This is a genomic window from Desulfovibrio sp. TomC (genome assembly GCF_000801335.2).
Lineage (GTDB): Bacteria > Desulfobacterota > Desulfovibrionia > Desulfovibrionales > Desulfovibrionaceae > Solidesulfovibrio.
This window is the reverse complement of record NZ_JSEH01000005.1, coordinates 228,419-242,108: the sequence shown is the minus strand read 5'-3', so window position 1 is coordinate 242,108 and position 13,690 is coordinate 228,419. Positions and strand designations below refer to the sequence as shown.

Here is a 13,690-nt window from a genome sequence, read left to right as displayed (position 1 = left end):
CCGTCCTAGGCCACTAGACGATGGGGACGAAGCGGAAACTGGTGGGCCGTGCTGGGCTCGAACCAGCGACTCTCTACTTAAAAGGCAGATACTCTACCGACTGAGTTAACGGCCCACACGGGAGAAATGTCACTATGCCGGACGCGCAATTCTGTCAAGCGGATTTCACGCCATCGTCGAAAATTACTGTCTGCCCCGGCCAGCCGGCCTTCCCAAAGCGCCGCCTCCAGACTATATCCCCGCCCCATGGACATCGCGCATCTCTGGCACGCCCTTGGCTGGCCGCTCCTCCGTCTTCTTGGTTCCCTGGCCCTGGGCCTGCTCGTGGCCAACGTCATCGAAGCCCTCAACTGGACCCGTTTCCTGGCCCGCTTTGCCGCCCCCATCATCCGGATCGGCCATCTCAAGGATGTCATCGGCGCAAGCTTTTCCATGGCCTTTTTTTCCGGCGTCACCGCCAATTCGCTTTTGGCCGAGGCCTACGGCGCGGGCCGGCTCACCGAGCGGGAACTGATTTTGGCCAACCTGTTTAACAGCCTGCCCACGTACTTCCTGCATCTGCCGCAAATGTTTTTTATCACTGTGCCCTTTATCGGAACCAGGGCCGCCGCCACCTACGTGGGGCTGACCTTTCTGGCCGCCGTGGCCCGCAGCGCCGCCATCCTGGCCTACGGCCGCCTCGTTCTGCCGCCCCTGGCCGACGGCTGCGTGGTCTGCCATCTCACGGAGGATTCTTTCTCCTGGCAAAAAGCCCTGCGCAAGGCCTGGAAACGGTTTGTACGCCGGATGCGGTCCATGGTCATCTTCACCGTGCCCATCTACATCCTTTTTCATTATTTCACGGTCTGGGGGGCCTTTGATGCCGTGGAGCGGTGGCTGGCCGCCCATCTCGGTTTCCTCGCCTGGATGACGCCCCAGGCGGTCAGCATCGTCATGTTCCAGATGGCGGCCGAGACATCGGCCGGACTGGCTGCGGCCGGGGCCATGCTCGGGGCCGGCGATCTCGATCCCCGGCAGGTGGTGCTGGCGCTGCTGGTCGGCAACATCCTGTCCACTCCCATGCGGGCCTTTCGCCACCAGTTCCCCTACTACGCCGGCATCTTCAAGCCAGCCGTGGCTATCCGGCTGATCGTCCACAACCAGGCCTTTCGCGCTGCCAGCCTGATCCTGGCGCTGGTGGCCTACGCCGCACTCGGCTAAGCCCTGGCCGAGCCGGCCCAGTATAGCCGGATGGGCCTGGACGGTGACGCGGCCGGCAATGGACCTTGGGCAGGAAAAGACGTCCAGGACACTCACGCCTGGACCAATTGAGCTGGTCGCGGGAAATTGGACAGCCTGTTAAGCTCTAGTCCTTGATGGAGGAGGACGGTTTCGATGTCCAAGCGACGGAAGTTTTCAGCAGAGTTCAAGGCGAAAGTGGCGCTTGAGGCCTTGTCCGGCGAGTTGACCTTGGCCGAGTTGGCCAGCAAGTCCGACGTGCATCCGACACAGATCGCCGGCTGGAAGCGTCAGGCCAAGGAAGGCATGGTTGCGGCTTTTTCCGGGAAGGCGGCGAGCGTACAGACGGATACGGCCGTCGAAATCCGGGAGCTCCACGCCAAGATCGGACAACTGACTGTGGAAAAGAATTTTTTAGAGCGAGCCTTCGCCAAACGATGAGTCGCGAGCGAAGGCGTGGAATGGTCGAACGCGGCCATCCCCGGCTCAGTATTTGCCGGCAGTGTCGCATCCTCGGGCTGGCCAGGTCGACTTGGTATCATCGCCCGAAAGGCGAGTCGGCCACGAATCTGGAGCTGATGCGGCATATCGACGAGCAGTTTCTGGAGACGCCATTTTACGGATCGCGCCAAATGCGACGGCATTTGCGGCATCAGGGCCTCGTGGTCGGACGTGGACGCGTGCGGCGATTGATGCGCAGGATGGGGCTGATGGCGATCTACCAGAAGCCCAAGACCAGCCAGCCGCATCCCGGGCATTTCCCTCGCCTATCTGAGCCGCATCGAGCGTGGCAAGGAGCTGGCCAAGGTACTGGCCGCTGATCCCGACGTGCTGTTCCGTTTGTCCTCATCTACGGACCCGGAAGTTGTCGACTACCTTCACGACCAACCCGAGGTCATGAATTTGCTTCGCTACATCAAGGAAACCAGCTTTACCGAGGATGAGATCAAGAGCCTTATCCAGGCAGCCGAAAGCATCAAAGCCAACACTCACCTGTCCAGGGACGGGAGTTTTACGAGGTTAGGGGACACGAGTTCTTATGAGTCCCGCTCGGTTTGATCCACCTTCCAGCATAATGCCGGGTAGCGTTGTTCCGCTTCCATTCTTGCTTCGAAGCCCCGCCGGCGACATTCCCGCCCCATCGCCCACGATATCTTGCGGCGCGAGAAAGCTTGGACTTGACGGGCCAAGCGCTCGTGCCATGTTGGCCGCGATGGGGCTTAGGCTTTTTCCAGGTCCTTGAGTCCTATAGGAGCGCCCCGTGACGTTCAGAACGTGGATCCTGCGTATTTCGGTGAAATCGGCCACCCAATTCGGAATATTCGGCCACCCAGGATGAGACCTGATCGGCGTTGCATTTCGCGTCCTGGGCCTGCTTTTCCAGGTGATAGAGCTTGCCGATGAGGTCAACTACGGTCTGGGCCGTGCCTCCGGAGCTTTTTTTCGAGCCGGCCTTGAGCGCTTCCACGAATTTTCGGCGCACGTGGGCCAGGCAGCCGACGTGGATGATCCCCTCGCGTGTCTCGCCCAGGGCGTTGTAGCCGGCGAAGCCGTCGGTTTGGAGGTAGCCCTGGAAATCGCCGACGAGTTCCTCGGCCACCTTTCCGGATCGGGTGGGCGCGTAGTGAAAAAGGACTGCCGGGTGCTCGGGTGGTCCTCCCCGAACCAGCCACATATAGGACTGGCTGGTGTTGGCCCGACCTACTTCGCCCAGGACCTGGACGACGGTTTCGTCCAAGTTGATGACTGGCCCGGAGCGGCTTTCTCGTAGAGCAAGCCGACGAGCGGCTGACAAGCCCGGGCCACCTGGAGAGCCCAGCCGCACATGGTTGCCCGGGAGATGTCCAGGCCCAGACGCTCAAATATGCGTTCCTGGCGGTAGAACGGCAACCCATCGACGAACTTCGAGGCCAGCACATAAGCCACCAGTCCCGGGGTGGCCAGCCCTTGGGGGATAAGCTGCGGGGGCATGGGCGCGGTTTTTGACCGTCGGCCCGTCGTCCTCGGTGCCCTCGCAGGCCCGACAAGCGTACTTGGGCCGGATGTGGCGGATAACCTGTATGGTGGCCGGGATGAAGTCGAGCTTCTCGGAGACTTCCTCGCCGATGCGAGTGAGTTCGCAGCCGCAGGGACAGACCTTGTCCGCTTCAGGAATGTCGTGAACGACCTCGACGCTGGGAAATTCCTGAGGAATCGGACGGCGGCCGGTCTTTTTGCGGGCGTGGGCAGCGACGGCGACCTCCCCGCAGGTACCTGCGGAAAACCCGGAAGGACCAAAGAAAAAGGCCCCGGGGGTGATCCTGGGGCCTTTTTCTTTGCATTGTCTTCAGCAGGGCTGGCGAGCCGTCCAGGGCTTACAAAAGCGCCGTCCACGGAAAATCCAACGCTTCTCCGATCTTCTTTGCCATGGCCTTGCCGATGGGCCGGCGGTTGTGCTCCATGGCCGAAATATTCGGCACGCCTACGCCGATCTTGGCCGCCAGTTCGGCCTGGGTCAGACCCATAAGCCCGCGCGCGCCGCGCAGCCGGGAACCGGGCGTGGATTCGGGGAAAACTTCAGACGCGGGAATGCTCGGCTCTGACGCCTCTTGAATCGCCAGAGTAACCCGGTTTACGTGATTCTCCGGGACGACGGCACAGATTTCCCAAAGCCCGTCAGTACGGGGCTTTTTCGTGAGTTCCAGCATAGATTACCTCCACAACTTGGACGGAGTCTTTTTCAACCTGCCAGATAACGACATAGGTTGGGCGGCCTTTGTTGAGGTGCCCGTGGTAGGTTTCTCCGGGCCATCCCTGAAGTCTCCCGAAATGCAGGATGTTGGATTGGATGGGACCGGTAGCCTCGATCTTGATCCGCAGAGCATCCAGGCGTTCAGCGATCCTGGCCGGGAGCTTTGTTTTTTGCTTTTTCGCCTTGGGCGAAAATGTCACCGTCCATGTCATGAGTTAGGTGTTGTCATTTTTTGACAATAAGTCAAGGCAGGAATTGCCACCCCCTCCCCCACATCGGCCCGCGCCCCGGGGAGAGGAGGGCGGCCAGCCCGCCCGGCTGGGACCGATTGCCACCAATTTGCCACCACTAATGCCCATTTAATGCCAAAAAGTAGCCCTGGAAAAGAAAAAGGGCCTACGCTTTTGGCGTAAGCCCTTGAACTTTCTGGTTGCGGGGGTGGGATTTGAACCCACGATCTTCGGGTTATGAGCCCGATGAGCTACCGGTCTGCTCCACCCCGCGTCCGTGTCGGCGAGAAGAGAAAATAGGCAGATTGCCCCTTCCCGTCAAGCGGAATTTTTAAAAAAAAGCAAGTCGTTGCAATAATTTATTAAAAGTACTTTAATTACAGCATGTTACACCGACAGATTTGCGTCTGGCCCGTGTCTTTGGGGGAGGCCCGCTTCTCGGGACTTCCCTGTTTGTCAAAAAACAGGCAAGGTAGCTCGTCTTGGCAGGGACCGCTGTGTGGGTCCTGGTTGCTGCCGCCGAAGTCGATCCCGTTCTCGGTCTCGGTCTCCTCGCCCAGGGCGTTGCCCGATTTGCCCGATGCAGGTCGGCGGCGCCGCCTGCCTGTCCCTTTGCTCCGGGGCACAGACGCGGGCTTGCGCGGCAGCGGAATATACCCGCAAACTTCCTTGACGAGCGGGGGGAAGGCGGCTATTGAAAAACGTTCACCACAATTCTTTGGAGATTATGCATGAGCAAGAAGACATACCAGCCGAGCAAGATTCGCAGAAACCGCAGCCACGGATTCCTGGTTCGCTCCAGGACCAAAAACGGACAGGCCGCCATTCGTCGGCGTCGGGCCAAGGGCCGCAAGCGCCTGGCCGTCTAGGCTTTCCTCCGGCGCACAGGCTCCGGACGCGAGGGGAGTTCGCGGCCTGCTTCGCAGCAGGCCGCCGCTATCATGGCAAGGCTTTCCTGCTCTTCGTCCGGCCGCGAGCGGATGAGTACGCGCCCTGGCGGCTCGGCATGGCTATCAGCAAAAAAGTCGGCAATGCCGTTGCTCGAAATCGCGTCAAGCGGGTCTTGCGCGAGTGTTTTCGGCTATGCGCGCCCCAGTCTGTCTCCGGTCTGGATATTGTGGTCGTGGCCAAAAAATGCCCCGACCCCAGTCGTATGACCCTGCACTTGGCCTGCCGCGACCTGTGTCCCATCCTGGAACGGATGGCCAAGGACCTCGACCGCCCGGCCCGGCCGGGAAGCGTGACCCCATGCGACGCGCCGTCATCTGGGCTCTGAAATTTTACCAGCTGGCCATTTCGCCGCTGAAACCGCCGTGTTGCCGCTTTGTGCCCACGTGTTCCGAGTATGCCGTTGAAGCAGTCGGACGTTTTGGCGTGCTGCGGGGCGGTCTTTTGGCGTTGTGGCGGCTCTTGCGCTGCCATCCTCTGGCCCCTGGCGGCTATGACCCTGTTCCCCTAGCATTTGCGCTCTCCGTGCGGGCGTCTCGCCCTGCGTCGCCATGCCGACCACCCACTCCTATCGACGGGATATGAAGGACAATGGAAAACAAACGCGTAATTTTGGCCGTGGCTCTCTCCCTTGCCGTTCTGGTTGGCTGGAACTTCCTGTTTCCTCCCGCAAAGCAAGCCCCTCAAACCGACTCCGCGATCCAACAGCCGGCCGCCCCGGCCGCTTCCGCTCCAGCCGCCGCGAAAGCCGAAACCCTGCCCGCCTTTGCCCCCACTTCGGGCAAAAAGATCACCGTGGACACCCCCCTGTACACGGCCGTCTTCAACACCGCCGGCGGCGTGCTGGAACAGTTTGCCCTCAAAAACTACCGCGAGACCATCAAGCCCGATTCGCCCCTCGTTGACCTCATAAACGACAAGGCCCGGGCCAAGGCCCCGCTGGGCATCATCTTAAACGGCTCGCCCACCTGGCAGAACGTCGAATGGTCCGTCGAAGGCGGCGACCTCAAACTCGCCCCCGGCGCAACCGGCTCCCTCACCCTGGCCGGTCGCCTTGGCGACACCGTCATCAAGCGGGTCATGACCTTCTCCGGCGACTCCTATCTGATTGACGAGAAGTTTTCCCTGTCCAACAACAGCGCCACGCCGCTGCGCAATCGCCTGTCCATGACCGTGGCCGTCGGCCGCCTTTCGGCCGAGGGCGATTCCTACAACCCCACCCAGTCCGCCTTTTACGGCGCTTCGGGCCTGAGCCTGGAAAGCGGCGACAAGAAGCTCGCCGAGGGCATCGCCCTGGAAAAGCCCGTCGAGTGGGGCGCGGTCATGAGCAACTATTTTCTGGTCAGCGTCATCCCGGACACCACCGACCTGCACGGCAAGGCCAAGATCGAGGACGGCGTGTTCCGGGTCGCCCTGGACAAGGACGGCATCGAAATCCCGGCCAACGGCCGCACCGATCTGACCATCTCCTACTTTCTTGGCCCCAAGGTCCCCAAGTACCTGGACATGGCCCCCCACAAGCTGATCGCCTCCATCGACTACGGCTGGTTCGACTTCGTGGCCAAGCCGCTGATCAAACTGCTGCACTTTTTCTATGACTATGTCGGTAACTACGGCACCGCCATCATCTTGCTGACCGTTCTCATCAAGCTCATTTTCTGGCCCCTGTCCCAGAAGTCCTACAAGTCCATGGACCAGATGAAGAAGCTGCAGCCCATGCTGACCCAGCTGCGCGAGAAGTACAAAGACGATCGCACGAAGATGAACGAAGAGATGATGCAGCTTTATAAGACCTATAAAGTCAACCCGGCCGGGGGCTGTCTGCCCATGGTCGTGCAGATTCCGGTCTTTTTCGGACTGTATCAGGCCCTGCTCCACTCCATCGAATTGCGGCATGCGGCCTTCATTACCCATCTGCCGTTTACCAACATGATCTGGCTGGCCGACCTGTCGGCCAAGGACCCGTACTACATCACCCCGCTGATCATGGGCGCCACGATGTTCCTGCAGCAGAAGATGACGCCGGCTCCCGGGGATCCCACCCAGGCCAAGGTCATGCTGTTCATGCCCGTGATCTTCACTTTCATGTTTCTCAACTTCCCCTCCGGACTGGTCGTCTACTGGCTGGTCAACAACGTGATTTCCATTGCCCAGCAGTGGTGGATGCTCAACAAGAAGTCCTGACGCCCTCGTCAACGAGCATCACAGCTGTCCGAGTGCAGCGGAAGTGCAACTCAAGGAGCAACTATGAGCGAATGGAAGACCTTTAGCGGCAAAACCGTCGACGAGGCCATGGAAGAAGCCTGCCGCAACCTCGACGCCCCCCGCGATAAGCTGGAAATCGAGATCCTTTCCGGAGGTTCTTCCGGCATCTTCGGTCTGGTCGGCAAGAAAAAGGCCCAGGTGCGGGCCAGACTGCGCGAGGAGATCAATCTCCTGGGCGATATGCCCGGCGGCAAGGACAGACGGGAAAACAACCGCCGCGCCCCGCGCCAGTCCGAGGCCTCGCGCGGCGAACCGGCCCCCAGGCCCGCCGCCCAGACCCAGCCCAAGCCGGAACCGGCCAGACAGCAGCCGCCGGCGCGCCCGGCCGAGACCCTGGCCGAGACTCCCGCCGAGGCAGCCCCGGCCCTGGCCGAAGCTCCGACCCCGCCGGCTCAGGCTTCGCCCAAGCCCGCCGCCCCGCGCCAGCCGGCTAAACCGCGTCAGCCGGCCCAGCAACGGCAGCCGGCCCAGTCGCCGCAGCCGGCCCGGGTGCAGCCCGAAATGGACGCCCTGGCCGATGACGAACCGTTTGAAGACGACTACGACGACGGGACGGAAAACGACGCCCCCCGCGCCTCCCGGGACGGCCGTCGGGCCGGGCCTCAGGCCGAACCCCAGCCGCTGACCCCGGAACTGACCGCCATTGTGCGTGAGGTCATGGAACAGATGCTCGACGGCATCCTGGGCCAGACCCCGGCCTTTGAGATCACCGGCCACAGCGAGCGTGTCTCGGTGCTCATCCTCGACGAGGAGAATTCCGGCCTGCTTATCGGCCGCGAAGGCCAGACCCTGGCCGCCATCCAGTATATCGTGAACCGCATCGTCATCCGCCGTCACGGCAATCCGCTCAAGGTGCAGATCAACACCGGCGAATACCGCGAACGCCAGGACGACAACCTGCGCAAGATGGCTATTTTCCTGGCCGACAAGGCCAAGACCCTGGGTCGGCCCCAGTCCACCAAGCCGCTGTCCTCCTACCATCGCCGGGTGGTCCATCTGGCCTTGCAGGAAGACGAGGGCATCTCCACCCGTTCCAAGGGCGAAGGGCCGCTCAAGCGCGTGCTCATCCTGCCCCGGGGCGCGCGCGGCGAGTCCCAGTCCGGGCAGCACGCCCAAAATTAGCCCCTCCCCGTCGGGAGCGGCGCAGTGCGTCCGACAAAACGCGCGGCAAGGCCTGGCCTTGCCGCGTTTTTTTTGGGATCGGGCCGGCTTTGCCGCCGTGTCCGGACGCTTCCAGGCCGTGACAGAGACTCGACCTGGCCTGCCTTTTCCTTTACAAGCCCATGATTCACGAGGGTTACGCCGCTTTTTAAGGGTCGAACGGACGGCAGTCCGGACGCGGGCTGCGGCGTATCCAGTGGAATTCCAACCAACGGCCCCCGGCCGTTTGGGCCTGCCTCCCGCTTTTTCGCTGCCGGCCCGGTCCAAAGGAGTCGATCATGCGTACCGCTTCCCTCCGGGCGGACATCCTGTGTCTCATCACCGCGCTCATCTGGGGCTTTGCCTTCGTGGCCCAGCGCCTGGGCATGGAGCATATCGGCCCCATGGCCTTTAACGGCATCCGCTTCGCCCTGGGAGCCATTGCCCTGGCCCCGCTGGCGGTCCGTTCCATGCGCTACCCGCCGCCGGCTCCGTTTCTGGTCGGCAGCAAGGACGGATTCCCCTGGATCGGCGGGGCGATTGCCGGGGCAATCCTGTTTACCGGCGCATCCCTGCAACAGATCGGACTCAAATACACCACGGCCGGCAAGGCCGGTTTCATCACCGGGTTGTATGTTGTCCTGGTGCCGCTGCTCGGCCTTTTTTTCGGCCAGAGGGCGGCCCGGGGCGATGTGATTGGCGCGGTGGCCTCGGCCGTGGGCCTGTATTTCCTGTCCGTCACCGAGGACTTCAGCCTGGCCCCCGGCGATGGCCTGGAACTGATCGGCGCGGTCTTCTGGGCCGCCCATGTGCTGGTCATCGGTTGGCTCTCGCCGCGCACCCGGGCCTTGCCCCTGGCCCTGGCCCAGTATGCCGTCTGCTCGGTCTTGAGCCTTTTGTGCGCCTTCCTGTTTGAGGCCGTCACCTGGGAAGGCGTCCGGGGCGCGGCCTGGCCGATTCTTTACGGCGGCCTGCTGTCGGTCGGGCTGGCCTACACCCTGCAAGTGGTGGCCCAGCGCGACGCCAAGCCGACCCATGCCGCCATTTTGCTCAGTTTCGAAACCGTGTTTGCCGCCGTTGGCGGGGCCTTGTTTTTGGATGAAAGCCTTGGCGGCCGGGGACTTTTGGGCTGCTGCCTGATGTTTGCCGGCATGCTGGCCGCTCAGCTGTGGCCGAAAACGCCGGGCCGCCCCGGCGCTTGAGGCCCGCGCCCAGCTGTCCGGGTCCCGGCTGGCAGACCAGCCGGGGCCGAAGCCAGCCAACGGTCGGCCGCCTTGCTTTTTGTCCCCTCCCGGGCTAGGCCAGCAAGCTGGGAGAACGGGCCGTTTCCGGGCGTCTGCCGCTTTCGGATGCATGTGCTCCGCCCCAATTGGTTGCCGCCATGAGCCTTCGCAAAACCGCCGTCGTTATCGTCTGCGCCACGTTTTTCGGCTTGCTGCTGCTGCTCTACGCCATGTTCCGGGGCAACATCCAAAGCGGCTTCGACGGGCTGGAGCGGCAGGCCGTGACGGAAAACCTCCGTCGCGTTCAAAACGCCCTGGCCCGCGACCTCAAGAATCTGGAAGGCATGGCCGCCGACTGGGGATTGTGGGACGACACCTACCGCTATCTCAAATCGCCCGACGCGGCCTACGTCGAAGCCAATCTGACGGCCCAAAGCTTTGGCGAACTGCATCTCGACGTCCTGGCCCTGTTCGACGCCTCAGGCCGACTGCAGGCGGCCAAACGGTATGATGCGGCCGAAGGCGTCCTCTTTGACGCCTCCCAGCCCATTGCCGACATGGTGGCGGCCATGCCGGCGCTGCTGCGCCTGGATGCCTGGGAAGGACGCAAAACCGGCATCGCCTTTTTCGATGGGCAACCCTGTCTTGTCGCAGCCCAGACCGTGCTGACCAACGCCCGGGAAGGCCCCCCGGCCGGGACCCTGCTCATGGCCCAGATCCTCGATGCCGCCAAGGTTCAGGCCATCTCCGAACTGACCCTGCTGGACGTGGCCCTGCTCCCCCCGACCAGCCGAGAACTGCCCCAGGGGCTGCGCGCCCAGCTCGACGCCGGCCAGGAGACCGCCTCCGCCGTCAGGATTCTCAACGAGACCACGGTGGGGGGCTTTGCCCTGCTTCGAAGCGTCCTTGGCGACCCGGCCCTGGTCCTCGCCGTCGGCATGCCCCGCAGCATCCACCACCAAGGACGCCTGCTCGAACGGGCCGTGGTCGGCAGCCTCATGGCCATTGGCCTCATGTTCGGACTGGCCATGCTGTATTTCGTCGAACGCTTCATCTTGTCGCGGGTGACGGAGCTTGGCGCGGAGATCGGGCAACTGGGCCAGGGAGGGCGAAGCCGGGTCACGGAGTTCGCCGGCAACGACGAGGTTTCGGCCCTCTCCCGAGCCATCAACCTCATGTTGGACGAACTGGACGCCGCCAGGGCCAACTATGTCATGGCCACACAGGCGGCCAAGGTCGGGGTGTGGGAACTCTTGCTCGACGAAGGACTGGTCATTGTCGATCCGGTCATCGCCGACCTGCTTGGCTACGACAGCCCGGGACGGCCGGAACCGCTGTTGTTGTGGCTGGGCAGACTTGCCTCCGAAGACCGTGACCGCCTGCGACGCGAGCCCCGGGAGCGGCTGGAGGCGCCGACGCTGGAACGAGAATTGGGCATTCAAAGCGCTGGCGGCGACGTGCTGTGGTTTTTATGCCGGGGCCGGGCCGTCAGCGGCCCGGACGGCGCGCCGCACCGGGTGGTGGGGACGGCGGTGGATATTACCGAACTCAAACAGGCCGCCGAAAGCATCCGGGCGCTCTCGGGGCGGCTCATGCAGGCGCAGGAGTCCGAACGGGCCAGTATCGCTCGTGATCTCCACGACAACGTGGCCCAGGACCTCTCTTCGCTCAAAATCGCCTACGAAACCCTCCTCGACGGCCTGCCCAACGTCGACGCCGCCCTGCGCCAACGCCTGGAAACGTCCGCCGGGCTGCTGGCCCGGACCATTGCCGCCGTGCGCGAACTGGCCTACGGTTTACGGCCGCCCAATCTGGAACATCTGGGGCTTGATCTGGCCCTGCGGCGGCTTGGCCAGGAAATGGAGCAGGCCTGCGGCATCGCTGTCTCCTACCTCGGGGTTGGCCTTGACGGCCTGGACGTCAACGCCGATGTGGCCATAAACATCTATCGCATCGCCCAGGAAGCACTGGGCAACGCCCGCAAGCATGCCGGAGCCAGCCACATCGACATGCGCCTCATCGAGTCCTATCCGAAGCTGATCCTGCGGATTCACGACAATGGCTGCGGGTTCGACCCCGGCCGGGACGACAGGGACTGTCCTGTCGACGCCAGGCGGCCGCGCATGGGCCTGGTGAACATGCGCGAGCGGGCCGGACTGCTGGGCGGCAGCCTGCGAATCGTTGCCTCCCCGGGACATGGGACCACGGTGGTGGCGGAAATTCCTTATGCCGGAGAGTTGCCCCATGCCGAGTAAACGCCTGCTCATCGTTGACGACCATCCGCTGTTTCGGGAAGGCCTCAAGGCCATCCTCCGCCGCGACCCGTCCTTTGAAGTGACCGGCGAAGCCGGCAGCTACGCCGAGGCCCTCCGCGTGGCCAAGGCCTGCCGTCCCGATCTGGCCGTGCTGGACATCTCCCTGCCCGACCGTTCCGGCATCCATCTGGCCCGGGAACTCCGCCAGATGCTGCCTGCTCTGGGCATCCTCATGGTGAGCATGCACGCCAAGGTGGACTATGTGGCCGAGGCGCTGAAAGTCGGAGCGCTTGGCTATCTCACCAAGGACGCCGCCACGGTCAGCCTGCTGTCGGGCCTGCGCTCCGTTGCCGCCGGCCTGCCCTACCTTGATCCGACGTTGTCCGTGGAGATCTCCCGGTCGCTTATGGCCAGGGCTCCCCGGCACGAGGAAGAGTCCCATTCGGCCTACGACACGCTCACCCCCCGCGAACGGGAGGTGATGCGGCTGGTGGTTGAGGGCCTCTCCAACAAGGAAGTGGCCGGAGCCTTGGAGATCAGCGTCAAAACCGCCGAGCACCACCGCGGCAACCTCATGCGCAAACTCGGCCTGCAAAATTCCGTGGAATTGGTCCGCTACGCCACCAAACTGGGGCTGATCGACTAGCCTGCCCACCGGGAGCAGGATGCGATTCTGGCCCCGGCCGTTTGAGGGGATGCCGCCAGCCGGTGCGACACGTGCCTGCACCCAGCCTGGTTCGCCTGACGCCTAGGGGGTTTCCCCCATAGCCTACGGAATCGATCCCATCGACGCCCTCCCCCGGGCGCGTTACCTGTAGCTTGGACAGATGGCCGGCCCCCGCCAGTCGCCCAACCAGCAGGAACGCCCATGCACGCGCCCCTTTCAGCCAAGAACCAAACCGGAGCCAGCGCCGTGGAAATGGCGCTCATTCTCCCCCTGCTGCTGACCCTGGTTTTCGCCATCATCGACTACAGCCGCTTTTTCTTCGTACGCTTTACCGTGACGGCCGCCGTGGCCGATGCGGCCCGTATCGCAGTCCTCCCCGGGACAACGGACGCCATGATTGCCGCCGTGGTCTCCGCAGCCCTGACCGACCCCATCAGCCAGGGTGCAGACCAACCGCCCAGCGTCGACGTGACCCCGAATCAACGTGTTGCCGGGACGCCGGTCACCGTGACGGCCAGCCTGCCTTTCAGCCCGCTTATTTTACCCCAATTCCTGGGCATAACGCTGTTTCCGCAAAGCATCCGTGCTTCAGCGACAATGGTGGTGGAGCCATGAACGCAACCCGGCCCAGTTCCCGGACCGACCGGCAATACGGATCGATAAGCGTGGAATTCGCCTTGCTGCTCAGCTTTTTCTTCTTGCCCCTGCTGATCGGCATCATTGATTTCGGCCAGATACTGCACGCCCAAAGCGTGGTGACCAGGGCCGCCCGGGAAGGCGTGGTGGCGGCGGCCAGAAACCAGGACATTCCCACCGCCGTGGACGCCTACATCAACAATGCCGGGTATGACCGCAGCCTGGCCCAGGTCACCACGTCAGGCTCACGGGTTTCCGGCGAAGCGGTCATGGTCACGGTACGCTACGACACGTCGGCCATGGTCATTCTGCCCTGGAAGAATTTCAATCCGAACCTGCGCGTGGTTGCCGCCACTGCCACGGCCCAACAGTTTTAG

15 protein-coding genes, 2 tRNA genes and 2 pseudogenes are annotated in these 13,690 nt (G+C 63.0%); 13 read left to right on the top strand and 6 right to left on the bottom strand.

Going from position 1 to position 13,690, the window contains the following annotated elements; genetic code table 11:
* Positions 1 to 39: 39 nt before the first annotated feature.
* Positions 40 to 115: transfer RNA gene (locus NY78_RS06940), tRNA-Lys, on the bottom strand.
* A 131-nt stretch (positions 116 to 246) separates the two neighbouring features.
* On the opposite strand from NY78_RS06940, the gene NY78_RS06935 reads away from it, so the two are divergent.
* The 3 genes from NY78_RS06935 to NY78_RS25855 all read left to right on the top strand — a co-directional run bounded on the left by NY78_RS06935 (position 247) and on the right by NY78_RS25855 (position 2,039).
* Entirely contained in the window at positions 247 to 1,200 is a 954-nt protein-coding gene (locus NY78_RS06935; RefSeq protein WP_043633478.1) for a membrane protein, read from the top strand.
* A gap of 174 nt (positions 1,201 to 1,374) precedes the next feature.
* Positions 1,375 to 1,659, top strand: coding sequence for a transposase (locus NY78_RS25860; protein WP_043633476.1), 285 nt, complete (start codon positions 1,375 to 1,377; stop codon positions 1,657 to 1,659).
* Positions 1,656 to 2,039 (top strand): IS3 family transposase, encoded by a 384-nt coding sequence (locus NY78_RS25855; protein ID WP_082139911.1) that lies wholly within the window; start codon positions 1,656 to 1,658, stop codon positions 2,037 to 2,039. Before NY78_RS25860 ends, NY78_RS25855 begins: the two co-directional genes overlap by 4 nt.
* A 425-nt stretch (positions 2,040 to 2,464) precedes the next feature.
* Here the strand turns inward: NY78_RS25855 and tnpC are convergent.
* From tnpC to NY78_RS06900, 5 genes and pseudogenes are all read right to left on the bottom strand, one after another.
* A pseudogene (tnpC, locus tag NY78_RS23560) lies at positions 2,465 to 3,189 on the bottom strand (IS66 family transposase).
* Positions 3,077 to 3,373, bottom strand: coding sequence for an IS66 family transposase zinc-finger binding domain-containing protein (locus NY78_RS25440; protein WP_269430865.1), 297 nt, complete (start codon positions 3,371 to 3,373; stop codon positions 3,077 to 3,079). Before NY78_RS25440 ends, tnpC begins: the two are co-directional and overlap by 113 nt.
* A 199-nt stretch (positions 3,374 to 3,572) precedes the next feature.
* A complete protein-coding gene (locus NY78_RS06910) occupies positions 3,573 to 3,905 on the bottom strand; it encodes a helix-turn-helix domain-containing protein (protein ID WP_043633474.1) in 333 nt (110 codons plus the stop codon).
* Positions 3,874 to 4,161 carry a type II toxin-antitoxin system RelE family toxin gene (locus tag NY78_RS06905; protein WP_043633471.1) on the bottom strand — a complete coding sequence of 96 codons (288 nt, stop codon included), beginning with the start codon at positions 4,159 to 4,161 and terminating at the stop codon, positions 3,874 to 3,876. The genes NY78_RS06910 and NY78_RS06905 overlap by 32 nt, the downstream gene beginning before the upstream one ends.
* A 215-nt stretch (positions 4,162 to 4,376) precedes the next feature.
* Positions 4,377 to 4,453: transfer RNA gene (locus tag NY78_RS06900), tRNA-Met, on the bottom strand.
* 457 nt (positions 4,454 to 4,910) lie between these two features.
* Between NY78_RS06900 and rpmH the strand changes: the two genes are divergently transcribed.
* The 10 genes and pseudogenes from rpmH to NY78_RS06855 all read left to right on the top strand — a co-directional run bounded on the left by rpmH (position 4,911) and on the right by NY78_RS06855 (position 13,690).
* On the top strand, positions 4,911 to 5,048 hold the full coding sequence (gene rpmH, locus NY78_RS06895) for a 50S ribosomal protein L34 (RefSeq protein WP_043633468.1): 138 nt from the start codon (positions 4,911 to 4,913) through the stop codon (positions 5,046 to 5,048).
* A 14-nt stretch (positions 5,049 to 5,062) separates the two neighbouring features.
* Positions 5,063 to 5,455, top strand: a pseudogene (rnpA, locus tag NY78_RS25215) (ribonuclease P protein component); the annotation flags it as partial.
* The gene (yidD, locus tag NY78_RS23550) at positions 5,428 to 5,712 is read left to right on the top strand and encodes a membrane protein insertion efficiency factor YidD (RefSeq protein ID WP_082139909.1); all 285 of its coding nucleotides are present in this window, start codon (positions 5,428 to 5,430) and stop codon (positions 5,710 to 5,712) included. The pseudogene rnpA and the gene yidD, both read left to right, overlap by 28 nt.
* A 6-nt stretch (positions 5,713 to 5,718) precedes the next feature.
* Positions 5,719 to 7,311, top strand: coding sequence for a membrane protein insertase YidC (yidC, locus tag NY78_RS06885; RefSeq protein WP_043633464.1), 1,593 nt, complete (start codon positions 5,719 to 5,721; stop codon positions 7,309 to 7,311).
* Positions 7,312 to 7,374: 63 nt separating this feature from the next.
* Complete coding sequence (gene jag, locus NY78_RS06880; RefSeq protein WP_043633461.1) at positions 7,375 to 8,514, top strand: RNA-binding cell elongation regulator Jag/EloR; 1,140 nt, start codon at positions 7,375 to 7,377, stop codon at positions 8,512 to 8,514.
* A gap of 317 nt (positions 8,515 to 8,831) precedes the next feature.
* The gene (locus NY78_RS06875) at positions 8,832 to 9,734 is read left to right on the top strand and encodes a DMT family transporter (RefSeq protein ID WP_043633458.1); all 903 of its coding nucleotides are present in this window, start codon (positions 8,832 to 8,834) and stop codon (positions 9,732 to 9,734) included.
* Positions 9,735 to 9,913: 179 nt separating this feature from the next.
* Positions 9,914 to 12,010: a sensor histidine kinase gene (locus NY78_RS06870; protein WP_043633455.1), complete on the top strand. Its 2,097-nt coding sequence runs from the start codon at positions 9,914 to 9,916 to the stop codon at positions 12,008 to 12,010.
* Positions 12,000 to 12,656, top strand: a complete 657-nt coding sequence (locus NY78_RS06865) for a response regulator (RefSeq protein WP_043633453.1) — start codon at positions 12,000 to 12,002, stop codon at positions 12,654 to 12,656. The genes NY78_RS06870 and NY78_RS06865 overlap by 11 nt, the downstream gene beginning before the upstream one ends.
* Before the next feature lie 222 nt (positions 12,657 to 12,878).
* Positions 12,879 to 13,292, top strand: a complete 414-nt coding sequence (locus tag NY78_RS06860) for a TadE/TadG family type IV pilus assembly protein (protein WP_043633450.1) — start codon at positions 12,879 to 12,881, stop codon at positions 13,290 to 13,292.
* Positions 13,289 to 13,690, top strand: a complete 402-nt coding sequence (locus NY78_RS06855; RefSeq protein WP_043633447.1) for a TadE/TadG family type IV pilus assembly protein — start codon at positions 13,289 to 13,291, stop codon at positions 13,688 to 13,690. The genes NY78_RS06860 and NY78_RS06855 overlap by 4 nt, the downstream gene beginning before the upstream one ends.

Coding starts and splice junctions, on each gene's coding strand:
- NY78_RS25860 (WP_043633476.1), top strand. CDS start 1,375: ATGTCCAAGCGACGGAAGTTTTCAGCAGAGTTCAAGGCGAAAGTGGCG.
- NY78_RS06910 (WP_043633474.1), bottom strand. CDS start 3,905: ATGCTGGAACTCACGAAAAAGCCCCGTACTGACGGGCTTTGGGAAATC.
- NY78_RS06870 (WP_043633455.1), top strand. CDS start 9,914: ATGAGCCTTCGCAAAACCGCCGTCGTTATCGTCTGCGCCACGTTTTTC.
- NY78_RS06860 (WP_043633450.1), top strand. CDS start 12,879: ATGCACGCGCCCCTTTCAGCCAAGAACCAAACCGGAGCCAGCGCCGTG.
- NY78_RS06865 (WP_043633453.1), top strand. CDS start 12,000: ATGCCGAGTAAACGCCTGCTCATCGTTGACGACCATCCGCTGTTTCGG.
- NY78_RS06905 (WP_043633471.1), bottom strand. CDS start 4,161: ATGACATGGACGGTGACATTTTCGCCCAAGGCGAAAAAGCAAAAAACA.
- NY78_RS06855 (WP_043633447.1), top strand. CDS start 13,289: ATGAACGCAACCCGGCCCAGTTCCCGGACCGACCGGCAATACGGATCG.
- yidD (WP_082139909.1), top strand. CDS start 5,428: ATGCGACGCGCCGTCATCTGGGCTCTGAAATTTTACCAGCTGGCCATT.
- jag (WP_043633461.1), top strand. CDS start 7,375: ATGAGCGAATGGAAGACCTTTAGCGGCAAAACCGTCGACGAGGCCATG.
- yidC (WP_043633464.1), top strand. CDS start 5,719: ATGGAAAACAAACGCGTAATTTTGGCCGTGGCTCTCTCCCTTGCCGTT.
- NY78_RS25855 (WP_082139911.1), top strand. CDS start 1,656: ATGAGTCGCGAGCGAAGGCGTGGAATGGTCGAACGCGGCCATCCCCGG.
- rpmH (WP_043633468.1), top strand. CDS start 4,911: ATGAGCAAGAAGACATACCAGCCGAGCAAGATTCGCAGAAACCGCAGC.
- NY78_RS06875 (WP_043633458.1), top strand. CDS start 8,832: ATGCGTACCGCTTCCCTCCGGGCGGACATCCTGTGTCTCATCACCGCG.
- NY78_RS06935 (WP_043633478.1), top strand. CDS start 247: ATGGACATCGCGCATCTCTGGCACGCCCTTGGCTGGCCGCTCCTCCGT.